Annotated in this window: 13 protein-coding genes; 4 read left to right on the top strand and 9 right to left on the bottom strand. The window is 36.3% G+C overall.

Features of this window, described 5'->3' with window-relative positions:
* Window positions 1-34: 34 nt before the first annotated feature.
* The 6 genes from MR062_RS02805 to rsfS form a co-directional block, all read right to left on the bottom strand.
* A complete protein-coding gene (locus tag MR062_RS02805) occupies window positions 35-301 on the bottom strand; it encodes an acyl-CoA-binding protein (protein ID WP_242202563.1) in 267 nt (88 codons plus the stop codon).
* Window positions 294-950 (bottom strand): phosphatidylserine decarboxylase family protein, encoded by a 657-nt coding sequence (locus tag MR062_RS02800; RefSeq protein WP_242202562.1) that lies wholly within the window; start codon window positions 948-950, stop codon window positions 294-296. Before MR062_RS02800 ends, MR062_RS02805 begins: the two co-directional genes overlap by 8 nt.
* Window positions 940-1,761, bottom strand: coding sequence for a phosphatidate cytidylyltransferase (locus MR062_RS02795; RefSeq protein ID WP_242202561.1), 822 nt, complete (start codon window positions 1,759-1,761; stop codon window positions 940-942). Before MR062_RS02795 ends, MR062_RS02800 begins: the two co-directional genes overlap by 11 nt.
* Window position 1,762: 1 nt before the next feature.
* Complete coding sequence (locus tag MR062_RS02790) at window positions 1,763-2,371, bottom strand: LUD domain-containing protein (protein ID WP_242202560.1); 609 nt, start codon at window positions 2,369-2,371, stop codon at window positions 1,763-1,765.
* Between the two features lie 119 nt (window positions 2,372-2,490).
* Window positions 2,491-4,473 carry an ATP-dependent zinc metalloprotease FtsH gene (gene ftsH, locus MR062_RS02785; protein WP_242202559.1) on the bottom strand — a complete coding sequence of 661 codons (1,983 nt, stop codon included), beginning with the start codon at window positions 4,471-4,473 and terminating at the stop codon, window positions 2,491-2,493.
* Window positions 4,474-4,479: 6 nt separating this feature from the next.
* A complete protein-coding gene (rsfS, locus tag MR062_RS02780) occupies window positions 4,480-4,851 on the bottom strand; it encodes a ribosome silencing factor (RefSeq protein ID WP_242202558.1) in 372 nt (123 codons plus the stop codon).
* 95 nt (window positions 4,852-4,946) lie between these two features.
* Between rsfS and MR062_RS02775 the strand changes: the two genes are divergently transcribed.
* Window positions 4,947-5,675, top strand: coding sequence for a biotin--[acetyl-CoA-carboxylase] ligase (locus tag MR062_RS02775; protein ID WP_242202557.1), 729 nt, complete (start codon window positions 4,947-4,949; stop codon window positions 5,673-5,675).
* A gap of 261 nt (window positions 5,676-5,936) precedes the next feature.
* Here the strand turns inward: MR062_RS02775 and MR062_RS02770 are convergent, their stop codons facing one another.
* Together MR062_RS02770 and pyrE are read right to left on the bottom strand one after the other, a co-directional pair.
* Complete coding sequence (locus tag MR062_RS02770; protein WP_242202556.1) at window positions 5,937-6,332, bottom strand: SRPBCC family protein; 396 nt, start codon at window positions 6,330-6,332, stop codon at window positions 5,937-5,939.
* 54 nt (window positions 6,333-6,386) lie between these two features.
* Window positions 6,387-7,031: an orotate phosphoribosyltransferase gene (pyrE, locus tag MR062_RS02765; RefSeq protein ID WP_242202555.1), complete on the bottom strand. Its 645-nt coding sequence runs from the start codon at window positions 7,029-7,031 to the stop codon at window positions 6,387-6,389.
* 130 nt (window positions 7,032-7,161) lie between these two features.
* Here pyrE and MR062_RS02760 point away from each other — a divergent pair, with 130 nt between their 5' ends.
* The gene (locus MR062_RS02760; RefSeq protein WP_242202554.1) at window positions 7,162-7,743 is read left to right on the top strand and encodes an NUDIX hydrolase; all 582 of its coding nucleotides are present in this window, start codon (window positions 7,162-7,164) and stop codon (window positions 7,741-7,743) included.
* Here MR062_RS02760 and MR062_RS02755 read toward each other — a convergent pair.
* Window positions 7,740-9,491 (bottom strand): M14 family metallopeptidase, encoded by a 1,752-nt coding sequence (locus tag MR062_RS02755; protein ID WP_242202553.1) that lies wholly within the window; start codon window positions 9,489-9,491, stop codon window positions 7,740-7,742. The two genes, MR062_RS02760 and MR062_RS02755, sit on opposite strands and share 4 nt — an antisense overlap.
* Before the next feature lie 178 nt (window positions 9,492-9,669).
* Here MR062_RS02755 and MR062_RS02750 point away from each other — a divergent pair, with 178 nt between their 5' ends.
* A complete protein-coding gene (locus MR062_RS02750; protein ID WP_242202552.1) occupies window positions 9,670-10,035 on the top strand; it encodes a hypothetical protein in 366 nt (121 codons plus the stop codon).
* A gap of 99 nt (window positions 10,036-10,134) precedes the next feature.
* Complete coding sequence (locus MR062_RS02745) at window positions 10,135-11,748, top strand: SulP family inorganic anion transporter (protein ID WP_242202551.1); 1,614 nt, start codon at window positions 10,135-10,137, stop codon at window positions 11,746-11,748.
* The last annotated feature ends 55 nt before the right edge of the window (window positions 11,749-11,803 follow it).

The raw sequence follows: 11,803 nt of genomic DNA, 5'->3' as shown, positions 1-11,803 counted from the left end.
AAAATTCCTTGCCCAAGATTTATGTTGTTAAGTATTATTTTCGGTATAGAAAGTAGTTGTTTACCAATTCAATATATTTCTTTTTGGCTTTTTTAGGGCTTATGTTTTGAACTTGAAACAGGGCATTGGTCTTAAAAGCATTAATAATGGGCTTTTTGCTACGGGGCTTGCCATAATCGTTTGTGGCCTTTTTGTAATAGGCATAGAGTTTTAATAGCGTATCGGCAGGAAACGGCTTGGTATGCTCATTAACCCGCTGTACGGCTTCTTCAAATGCTTTATCTAAATCGGTCTTACTCATGGGACTCTGCAATAATGCTTTCTCCACCTTTTACTTTTTGGTTTAATTGAACTTTAATTTTGGCATCTAAAGGTAAAAATACGTCAACCCGCGATCCAAACTTTATAAATCCAGAATCTTGTCCTTGTATTACCTTGTCATTTTGCTTGGCATAGTTTACAATGCGTTTGGCCATAGCACCTGCTATTTGACGGTATAACACTTTACCGTAGGTTTCATTTTCAACAACAACAGTGGTGCGTTCGTTTTCTTCGCTGGCCTTGGGGTGCCATGCAACCAAATATTTGCCTGGATGGTATTTGCTAAAAATAACATGGCCACTTATTGGGTAGCGGGTAACATGAACATTAATAGGCGACATAAACACACTTACTTGTAGTCGTTTGTCCTTAAAATATTCTTTTTCAAAAACCTCTTCAATTACAACCACTTTACCATCAACGGGTGCGATTACGGTGTTATTGTTTACTAAGGTATTTCGCTTAGGATTTCTAAAAAATTGGAGAATGGCTACTAAAAATAGCAGCAGCAAAATCATGACCCCTGTTCGTAGCCACGGCGTGCTAATAAAATGGTCGGTTAATAACACCCCTGCTAAAACGGTTATAAAAGTGCCTAATATAATCTTATGTCCTTCTTTATGAAACATACTTTAATATTCTTAAGAATAAATATATAAATGGAGCGGCGAAAATAATACTATCCAATCGGTCCAACAATCCACCATGACCGGGCATAATAACACCGCTGTCCTTTACTTGGGCCTGTCGTTTGAATTTCGATTCTATCAAGTCTCCCAAGGTGCCAAACACGCTAATAATATTAGCTAATATTAGCCAATTGGTAAAGTTTAAAGTTTCTGTAAAGGTAGCAATAAAATAGCTTGCAATGCACGAAAAAAACAAGCCTCCTAAAAAGCCTTCAACGGTTTTCTTTGGCGATATTTTTTCAAAAAGCTTTTGTTTACCAAAGTTTTTCCCTACCAAGTAAGCAAATGAGTCGTTTACCCATACCAATATAAACGAACCCAATAAAACAGCAGGGTTATAGCTTGGGTTGTAATTGGTAATTAAAACCAAAAACACAAATCCGCTGGATAAATAAAACGTTGTTAAAATAAAGCGTTTGGAGTGAAATAATGGGATGACTTTTTCCGAAAATAAATCCTTGATTAAAAAGAGCTGAACAAAAATAGTGATGACCATTAAGATTTGGGTCGCTTCATCAAGGCCGCCATTAGACTGCATAACTTCTTGCCAATAGCCAAAGATACCATAGAGTATAATAAAAATGATAAATGGAATTGGGCTTTTAAGCTGAATAAGCTTTTTAAACTCTATAAGACAAACAATGCCAAAAATAAAAAAGAGAATAAATAGGGCATGTTCTGAATACAAACATGATATTAATAGTGCTACATAAAGTAAACCGGATAATCCCCGAATAAAAAATTCCTTCATTCTATAAATCTTCTAGAAGTAACAGGTATAAATTTTTAGCACTACTGCCGTAACTTAAAAAATCTTTTTCGTCGGCAGATTTAAAATGCTTAATGGTTGTAATGTTAGTAGGTATTTTTTGCCTGCTTTTCGATTTTATAACGCGAAGTCCCTCACCAATACTTTCAACAATTTGACTGGTTGTTGCAAAAACAATAAAATTGAAAGGGAGCTCGGGTAATTTTTTTTCAAAAATTTGTTTGGATGAAATGAGTAAGGATCCGTCGTTAGCAATAAGATTTTCACAAGTGGTCAAGAAAAAAGTTGCTTCACTAATTTTACGGGTGGCCTTTAGGTTGGAATCTTTAAATTTACTTTCCAGTTGCTCATCCAAAAGCAAAACACCTTTGTCTTCCCATTGGTTTTCAGCTAATATATTTTGTAAATTTTGAAAGATTTCATCTAAATTTTCACAATAGAGGAACTTGCCGCCATTAGCCTTAAAGTTTATAGTAAACCTTTCGTCTATAGGCAACTTAATTTCCGGCATGTATTTACCTCTTTCGTTCGATTTTAGTTCTTCGTCTTTGTCCTCAGATTTAAAACCAAAAATTTTTCTAAAAAGACTCATTCAGATAGTGCTATTAACTCAATTACATCTGGGGTTTATCAAATATAAAAAATCTTAAACGAACCGTAAGGTTAATTTAAGATTTTTACTATTTGCTTTACAAAATAATGTATGTCAACCTATTTTTCTATGGTTTCTTGTTCTCCTTTTGTTGTTTCCTGAGCATCCTTACCGCCAATATGTTCTTCTTTTTCAAAAGTCCGTTTGCCAAATATTTTTTCCAGGTTGTCTTTAAAAATAACTTCTTTTTCTAGAAGTACTTCGGCCAATTGGGTTAGTTTATCCTTATTCTCTTCCAGAATTTTAATGGCGCGTTGGTACTGTTCTTCGATGATTTTGGAAATCTCCTTGTCTATTAGTTCAGCGGTTTGTTCACTATAGGGCTTTGTGAAGCCATATTCGTTTTGACCTGAAGAATCGTAATAAGTTAGGTTTCCTATTTTATCGCTTAAACCGTAAATGGTTACCATGGCCCTGGCTTGCTTGGTCACTTTTTCTAAGTCACTAAGCGCTCCAGTCGATATTTTATCGAAAATCACCTTTTCGGCTGCACGGCCACCCATGGCAGCACACATTTCGTCAAGCATTTGCTCTGGTCTTACAATCAAGCGTTCTTCTGGTAAATACCAAGCGGCACCTAGAGAGCGGCCACGTGGCACTATGGTTACTTTAACCAGAGGCGCCGCATGTTCCAACATCCAGCTAACGGTGGCATGACCAGCTTCGTGGTAAGCAACCGCTTTTTTCTCGCTAGGGGTAATAATTTTGTTTTTCTTTTCCAGTCCGCCAATAATACGATCAACAGCATCCAAGAAGTCTTGTTTATCTACCGATTTTTTACCATTTCTAGCCGCAATTAAGGCAGCCTCGTTACATACGTTGGCAATATCGGCACCAGAGAATCCCGGCGTTTGTTTGGCCAGAAAATCGGTATCTAAGTCTTTCGATTTTTTTAGAGGTCTTAAGTGTACTTCAAATATTTCCTTGCGTTCGCGTAGGTCTGGCAAATCAACAAAAATTTGTCGGTCAAAACGTCCTGCACGCATCAAGGCTTTATCCAAAATATCGGCTCTGTTAGTTGCAGCCAGTACAATAACATTGGCATTAGTACCAAAACCATCCATTTCTGTTAGTAACTGGTTTAAGGTATTCTCTCGTTCGTCGTTACTTCCAGACATGGCATTTTTTCCTCTGGCACGTCCAATAGCATCAATCTCATCTATAAAAATGATAGATGGCGATTTTTCCTTAGCTTGTTTAAACAGGTCGCGAACACGAGAGGCCCCAACCCCTACAAACATTTCCACAAAATCTGAACCTGAAAGTGAAAAGAAAGGTACTTTAGCTTCACCGGCAACGGCTCTGGCCAATAAGGTCTTTCCTGTTCCCGGAGGGCCGACCAATAAAGCGCCCTTAGGAATTTTACCTCCTAATGTGGTGTATTTTTCAGGATATTTTAGGAAGTCTACAATTTCCTGTACTTCTTCTTTAGCGCCTTCCAGTCCGGCAACGTCTTTAAACGTTGTTTTAACTTCTGTATTTTGATCGAATAACTTGGCTTTAGATTTTCCAATGTTAAAAATCTGTCCGCCAGCCCCGCCACCAGCACCTCCAGACATACGACGCATAATAAATATCCATACGGCAATTAACAGAATAAAAGGCAGAAGGTTCATTAAAAGACTTCCCCATTCGTTGGTTTCTGTATCAAACTTTACAGTAGGCTTGGTTGTTAAGTCTTCCGTAATTTTGTTAAGTTCGTTTTCAAAATTCTGTAAGTCACCAAACTCAAATTTATAGTTAGGCAATCGGGTAGCCGAAGGAATAAAAGATTGCGGCTTCGATTTTTTGTGAACTTCTTTTTCTTGCGCTTCCTTGGTTAAATACACCTTGGCGACGCGCGTATTTTTTATAATGTCTACACGCTCTACATCACCATCTTCTAAGTATTTAAAAAAATCGGCAGGGGTTGTAATAGTGCCGTCTTGGTAGCCACTGCTAAATAGTTGAAAGCCTAAGAATATTGCTATAATGATACCATAAATCCAATACGGACTTAACTTTGGTTTTTTCTCTTTTATATTTTTATTGTCGTTTGCCATGTTTTTTTAGTAACTCGTTTCTATAACTGTTGTTTTTGCATCTCCCCAAAGGCTTTCTATATCGTAATATTCCCTTATATGTTTTTGAAAAACATGTACAACAACATTAACATAATCTATTAGTACCCATTCGGCATTATCTAAGCCTTCGGTATGCCAAGGATTGTCCTTTAGTTCTTTGCTAACCTTTTTTTGGATTGAATTTACAATAGCGGAAACTTGCGTATTTGAAGTACCTTCGCAAATTATAAAATAATCACAAACCGTGTTTTCGATATCCCTTAAATCTAAAATACTTATTTCTTTACCCTTAACATCTTCAATCCCGCTAATTACAACCGATATTAATTGGTCTGTACTTATTTTTTCTTTCGCCATTAATTTTATTTAATTTGTGCAAAGTTATTATTTTTTTTAGTTCTTTATACCTTAAAATATTCTTAAGATTTTAAAGTAGATAAACAATCTCTTACATGCGTATAATCAAACTTAATGCCATCGATTCCACAAATTCATTTTTAAGGGAAATGATCTACAATGAAGTTGTGGCCGATTATACCGTTGTTGTTGCGCAACATCAAACCCACGGACGTGGGCAAATGGGCACGACTTGGGAATCAGACAAAGGGAAAAACCTTATGTTTAGCTTGTTTAAGGACTTGAGCGTACATGTGGTAGAATTTCCCTTTTACATTAGCATGGCTATTTCCTTGGCTATTTTAAAGGCATTGCAGGGGTTTAATATTCCAGATTTAAGTATTAAATGGCCTAACGACATTTTGTCAGCAAATAAGAAAATATGCGGGATATTAATAGAAAATGTCATAAAGGATAAGTTGAACTCTACCATTATTGGCGTTGGGGTTAATGTGAACCAAACGGAATTTAAAAACCTTCCCCAGGCTTCATCGCTAAAAAGCATTACGGGTGTGCATTATGATGTGGATGAAGTGCTGCATTACATAATAAAACATACTAAAGCTTACTCTAAACTCTTGCAGGAGGGTAAATACGATGTGGTTAAAAACGAATACGAATCGCATATGTTTAGAAAAAATAAACCTTCAACTTTTAGAGATGCCAATGGCGATTTGTTCTCCGGATTTATAGAAGGTGTTACCAAATATGGTAAGCTCATGGTGATTTTGGAAGACCAAATTGTTAAAAAATACGATCTAAAGGAAATTACCTTGATGTATTAGGCGACTGAGGGTGAACAATATTGCTTTTGTGGGCTTTAGGCCATTAAAGGTTAGTCATTAGTCGGTTGGTTGTGCACTTCTAATTTTTCAACTTCAAACCCCAAGTATCGAGCTTTTGGTTTGCCTTTTCAACCTATCAATCTTCATCAAGCCCTTCAATCTTAATTATGCAATATATCTATTGCCCAGTGGCTAAGACGCTCTTGAATTAGTGGTAGAGGAGTTACACTGAGTTTGTCGAAGAGCTCTTAAAGCCCCAGATTATATTGCATTAGGAATATTGGTCGCTAAAGTTTCAATAAATTTAGTGATCGGGCCTTTTATCATCATTGCCATCATGGGGTTGAAATCACCACTAAATTTTAACTGTACTTCACTGTTCGAATCATCGATAGCATTGATTTCCCCAACCAATGAAAAATCTATTTTACCTCCAGCAGCTCCCAAAACGATTTTGCTTGATGGCGTTGCTTCTGTCTTTTTTAAGACAATCTCTGGCATTCCTTTTAAGGCGAATAAAAATTTGTCTGACTCCAGAATTTCAAACTTACTGATGTTTTCAGGCATTAAAGCTTCGAAGTTTTTTACATCAGATAAAAAATTAAAAACGTCCTGAGCTGGTTTGTTAATTGTTATATTGGGTGATTCTAAATTCATGTTATATGGTTTGTTGGGTTGTTGGCTATTATGTTTAATAGTAAACCAATAGGCTTAATTAGAACCCCATTTACCGGGGTTGGAATTCCATTCCGATAGGGTTTCCAGTTCTTTTTCAGTAATATAATTCGTGTAAACAGCTTGTTCCAATAAACTTTCGTAGTTGCCCAAAGTTTGAAGTTTAACATTGGCTTTTTCAAAGTTTTTCTCAGCCACATCAAAACCATAAGTGAAAATGGCTATCATGCCTTTTACATTTATTCCAGCATCCCTTAGTGCATTTACGGCATTTAAACTGCTTTTTCCAGTACTTATTAAATCTTCAACAACAACTACATTTTGCCCTTTTTCAATAAAACCTTCAATTTGGTTTTTACGGCCATGGCCTTTGGCATCTGGCCTTACATAAATAAAAGGAAGGCCTAAATACTCTGCAACTAACATACCTATACCTATGGCGCCCGTCGCTACACCGGCAATGGCATCGGGTTTGCCATATTGTTTTTCGATTTGCTTGGCCATAGCTTCCCTAATGTAATTTCGAATGGGAGGAAACGATAAAACAATACGGTTGTCGCAATAAATTGGAGACTTCCATCCAGAGGCCCAGGTAAACGGCTCTTTAGGGCTAAGTTTAATAGCATTTACTTGCAATAAAACTTCAGCGGTTTTTCTAGCGGTATTTCTGTTAAAAATCATAAATGCAAAATTAAACATAAATTTAATTTAATACCGTTCTGTGAATCTGAATTAAAATATTTTTTTAACATTGTTAAAATTGTGGTTAAAAATGATATTTTTACCAAAATGTAACCGATAGACATTTACAATGTATCAAGTTTTTGTTGGAGATAAACCTATTGTTTTAACAGATAAAGTTGAATTGGAAAACGGATTTAAAAATTATTTGTTGGATACGGTTAACATAGGGAAAGTAATAAAAGAGCTTAGTAAGACAGATTTAAAGGAGGTTCGTCTTATCCATAGCAAAAAGGAAAAGCTACTTAAAAAGTTTTTAAAAAAATTACCAAATGTTATTGCTGGTGGCGGGAAGGTTTATAACGATAATGGCGAGGTGTTGTTTATCTACAGGAACGATAAGTGGGATTTGCCAAAGGGTAAAATTGAAGGTAACGAAACTATTGAAAGGACTGCGTTAAGAGAGGTGAGTGAGGAAACTGGAGTAGGAGGACTGGAGATTGTAAAACCATTGGAAACGACCTATCATATATTTAAGAGAAACGGAAGGCACAAAATAAAGATAACCTATTGGTTTGAAATGAAAACCAATTTTAATGGTGATTTAATAGCGCAACAAAATGAAGGGATTACCAAAGTTGAATGGTTGAATAATGGACGAATAAATGAAGTCCTTAAAAACTCTTATGCTAATATTAAGTTACTGGTTTAGTGATTTAAAATACGGTAAACTGGATATTGTAAATGGGCATTTTCGTAATGCTCACTTTGTTTATGTAACCAATCGAGTTGTGCGTACCAATTTTCTGAAAAAGCCTTGTCTTTTGCTTTTTTAGTTTCAAATTCATGTTTTAGTTTTTCATTGTTATTTAATAGTTCCAAAGCTTTATCTTCCCAAACATAAGGAGAGAAGTGCTCTTTTTGTTGCAAAATTGTATCAAAAAAATTCCAGTTAAAGAAAGAATCGGGAGCCATGGGTTCTAGGGTTTCTATAATATATCGTAGTGCCGGTTGTGTGGTAGGGATTATGAAGTCGCCTGCTCTAAAGTTTTTATCTGTAAGTGTTGCCTTTACTGAAGTGTTATAATGCAGATAATGTCCTTCAAAAGGTGCTTCTCCAGTTTCAAACCCCAAGATTTTGTAGGACTCAACTTTGATAATAGAATCTTTAGGTAGCGGTATCATATCTACATTATTGAGTTTTAGACGTTCAATAATAGTATGCCATCCTTGCGGAATAATATATGCCGAAGGAATAGAGACTTCAATTTTAGATTTAAAATAATTTTGGTACTTAATGGCTTTAGTAAAAGGTCGTTCACGATGATACTTAAGGCGTTGTTGGTTGGTGACTTCACTTTTTATTTTTTCAGCTTCGTAGCCTTTAAAATTCAAGGTGTTTGTTTTGCTGGTATCTATGCGCCAATCTAAGGGATAGTTGTCACCAACCGAAAATTTTGAAAGCGCATTTTTTCTTAGTTCAGAAATTTTGTCGCCATCTTCTTCGGTGATTTCAATCAGGCTTTTCATGAGTTCATAAGTGCCTGTAACACGTTGTTTATAGGGCTTTAGCATGTGGGTCTCTACCATCATGCCAAGGGTGTTGAAGAGTGTGGTATAGCCAGTAGAATAACGCGGGTAATCTAAAAATTGAGAAAATCCTTTTTCCGGAACTTCATTGAAAATATTTACATAAGGGGTGATGTCCCAATGTTTGTTAGCAAGCTTTTTCTCTAATTTGGGTCTCATTTCGGTATGGATGTAATGCCCTAAGGCTCCACCTAATTTGTTGTATTGTGTGAATAAGTGGGTGAGTGTATATTGGTAATCGGCACCATTGCTTACGTGGTTGTCTATAAAAACATCGGGGTGTGCTAAGTGAAAAATTTTGGCGAAAGTTTGCGCGTTTTTGGTGTCACATTTTATGAAATCCCTATTAAGATCGTAATTTCTGGCATTCCCTCTAAATCCATAGGACTTTGGGCCATCTTGGTTGGTTCGTGAAGTGGTATTTCTATTTAAACTGCCACCTACATTGTAAATGGGGATGGTAACGATAACCGTGTTTTTAGGCATTGCTATGTTGCCATGAACAAAATCCCTAAAAAGCATCATGGTGGCATCAATGCCATCGGGTTCTCCTGGGTGGATGCCATTGTTAATCAATACAATCCTTTTGTTGTTTTTGTGGACTTCAGAAAAATTAAAAACCTCATCTGCATTTAAGGTTACCACGTGTAGTGGTTTTCCAGAATCGGTCTCTCCAATACTATCAATGGAAATTTCAGTATAAGCATTAGCCAAATCTTTATAAAATTGAATGGTTTGGTTGTAAGTTGCTGTTTCCAACCCTTTGGATTTTTCGAAATGTGTTTCGAAATTATCCGGTTGTCCATTTAAAACATTAAATGAAATAGTTAAAATTAAAAATGTTTTTAAAAGGTATCTATAGTGGTTCATATTGCTAAAATAAGGGTTTATTTGGTGTGTAAGAATAAGACTATATGTTTTTTATTTGTAAATTATATCTATGAAATTTATAAAAAATGTTTTAGTTTTAGAGAAATGTAATTTGCTATCAGGATAAAACGGCAATAGGCTGTTTTATAATTTTATAGGTCTCTCGTAAAATTATAAAATGAAGAATTTTAGATTATCCTTTGGCGAAATTAAGATTTTAAATCAAAACCTTGCGGAGGTTATTGTTGATGAAGGTGTACTTTTTGATGAGGTTATGGTTGATGAATACCATGATTTTTTACTTAATACCTTAAATCCCCCTTTTTCTTTATTGGTCAATAAAAAGTATTCTTATGCTTATACCTTTCAGGCACAAAAATGTATAGCTAATTTAAAAGAGATCAAGGCTATGGCTGTATTGGTATCTACACCAGGAGCAGAACTGTCTACTAAAACATTAATTAATGTAAATGGGAACTATATGTGGAATATAGAATTGTTCAATGATAGGGCCGAAGCCTTAAAATGGTTGCGTGCGCAATAATATTTTCAAACGTTTTAGTTTACTTTCCTTCAAATAACAAGTTTATGGTTTGTGCTTCTACATATTAGCCTTAAATTTGTCGCTTTTTAACAATCCGTTATGACTGAGTTTATTAGAAAGCGCGCAGCTAATGCCAAAGACGATATTTTAAGTGGAATTACAGTAGCGCTGGCTCTGGTTCCAGAAGCTGTAGCATTCGCTTTTGTTGCCGGTGTAGATCCTCTGGTTGGGTTATATGCGGCATTTATGATAGGTTTGGTGACTTCAATTTTTGGTGGTCGGCCAGGGATGATTAGTGGAGCTACAGGGGCATTGGCCGTGGTAATGGTCAGCCTAGTAGCAGAAGGTAATGCTATGGGAGTTGAAGGAGAGGACTTGGGCTTGTATTATCTATTCGCTACTGTTATTTTAATGGGGGGCATACAAATGCTTGCTGGGGTTTTTAAGCTTGGTAAGTTTGTGAGGCTTATTCCACATCCTGTTATGATGGGTTTTGTTAACGGATTGGCTATTGTGATATTTTTATCCCAATTAGGGATGTTTAAAGATGCTAATGGCGATTGGTTTCAAGGAAATCAACTTTGGGTCATGGTGGCGCTAGTGGCACTCACAATGGGGATTATGTTTGGTTTGCCAAAGCTAACCAAGAAATTACCCGAAGCGTTAATCGCTATTTTAGTAGTATCTGCTATTGTTATCTTTGGACAATTAGATGTGGCTACCGTAGGTAGTTTTATAAGAGATGGTGGTGGTGAAGGTTTAAAAGGTGGGTTGCCACAATTTCAGTTCGATATTTTTAATAAGGTGCCTTTTAATATGGAAACCCTAACATTTATTGGCCCTTATGCTTTAATTCTTGCCGCTATTGGTTTAATAGAATCGCTAATGACTTTAAACCTTGTTGACGAGTTGACCGAAACCAGAGGGAATGCCAATAGGGAATGTATGGCCCAAGGTGGTGCCAATATCATTACCGGTTTCTTTGGAGGTATGGGAGGTTGTGCTATGATAGGGCAATCGTTAATTAATATAAAATCTGGAGGAAGAACACGCTTATCGGGTATTATAGCAGCAGTGTTATTGCTTATGTTTATACTCTTTGCTTCGGCATATATTGAGCAAATTCCTATCGCCGCTTTGGTCGGGGTTATGTTTATGGTGGTTATTGGTACTTTTGCCTGGAGTAGTTTTAGGATATTGAATAAAATCCCTCTAAGCGATGTTATTGTTTTGGTAGCTGTATCGTCGTTAACCGTTATTTTCGATTTGGCCATAGCGGTTATTGCTGGGGTGATTATAAGTGCTTTGGTGTTCTCTTGGGAAAATGCCAAACGTATTCGTGCCCGTAAGCGTATGAAGGACGATGGTACTAAAGTGTATGAAATTTGGGGGCCTTTGTTCTTTGGGTCGATTATAGCGTTTAATGAAAAGTTCGATGTAAAAAACGATCCCAATAGTGTTGAAGTAGATTTTATTGAATCCCGGGTGAGTGACCATTCGGCTATAGAAGCCATTTTCAATTTGGTGAACAAATATGAAGATGCCGGGAAGCAAATTAAGCTAAAACACTTAAGTGAAGACTGCAAGGAATTACTTTATAAGTCCAGTCCTAAGTTTAGGGAGGTTATCGTGGAAGCTATTGACGATCCACGATACCATTTGGCCGAAAACCCAGAGGCTTTTACCAAGGGTCTTGGTGAGTATAAGTTGTAGTTTTATTAGAAGTTAGAAGTTAGAAGTTAGAAGTTGGAAGTTGGAAGTTGGAAGT

The sequence above is a fragment of the Aestuariivivens insulae genome, assembly GCF_022662195.1.
Taxonomy (GTDB): domain Bacteria; phylum Bacteroidota; class Bacteroidia; order Flavobacteriales; family Flavobacteriaceae; genus Aestuariivivens; species Aestuariivivens insulae.
Note: the sequence above shows the minus strand (reverse complement) of the source record. Positions and strands in the feature narration are given on the sequence as shown.

Excerpts from the sequence above, each read along its gene's own strand:
- MR062_RS02750 (WP_242202552.1), top strand. The coding sequence starts at position 9,670 with ATGAAGAATTTTAGATTATCCTTTGGCGAAATTAAGATTTTAAATCAA.
- MR062_RS02805 (WP_242202563.1), bottom strand. The coding sequence starts at position 301 with ATGAGTAAGACCGATTTAGATAAAGCATTTGAAGAAGCCGTACAGCGG.
- MR062_RS02760 (WP_242202554.1), top strand. The coding sequence starts at position 7,162 with ATGTATCAAGTTTTTGTTGGAGATAAACCTATTGTTTTAACAGATAAA.
- rsfS (WP_242202558.1), bottom strand. The coding sequence starts at position 4,851 with ATGGCGAAAGAAAAAATAAGTACAGACCAATTAATATCGGTTGTAATT.
- MR062_RS02770 (WP_242202556.1), bottom strand. The coding sequence starts at position 6,332 with ATGAATTTAGAATCACCCAATATAACAATTAACAAACCAGCTCAGGAC.
- pyrE (WP_242202555.1), bottom strand. The coding sequence starts at position 7,031 with ATGATTTTTAACAGAAATACCGCTAGAAAAACCGCTGAAGTTTTATTG.
- MR062_RS02795 (WP_242202561.1), bottom strand. The coding sequence starts at position 1,761 with ATGAAGGAATTTTTTATTCGGGGATTATCCGGTTTACTTTATGTAGCA.
- MR062_RS02745 (WP_242202551.1), top strand. The coding sequence starts at position 10,135 with ATGACTGAGTTTATTAGAAAGCGCGCAGCTAATGCCAAAGACGATATT.
- ftsH (WP_242202559.1), bottom strand. The coding sequence starts at position 4,473 with ATGGCAAACGACAATAAAAATATAAAAGAGAAAAAACCAAAGTTAAGT.
- MR062_RS02800 (WP_242202562.1), bottom strand. The coding sequence starts at position 950 with ATGTTTCATAAAGAAGGACATAAGATTATATTAGGCACTTTTATAACC.
- MR062_RS02775 (WP_242202557.1), top strand. The coding sequence starts at position 4,947 with ATGCGTATAATCAAACTTAATGCCATCGATTCCACAAATTCATTTTTA.
- MR062_RS02755 (WP_242202553.1), bottom strand. The coding sequence starts at position 9,491 with ATGAACCACTATAGATACCTTTTAAAAACATTTTTAATTTTAACTATT.
- MR062_RS02790 (WP_242202560.1), bottom strand. The coding sequence starts at position 2,371 with ATGAGTCTTTTTAGAAAAATTTTTGGTTTTAAATCTGAGGACAAAGAC.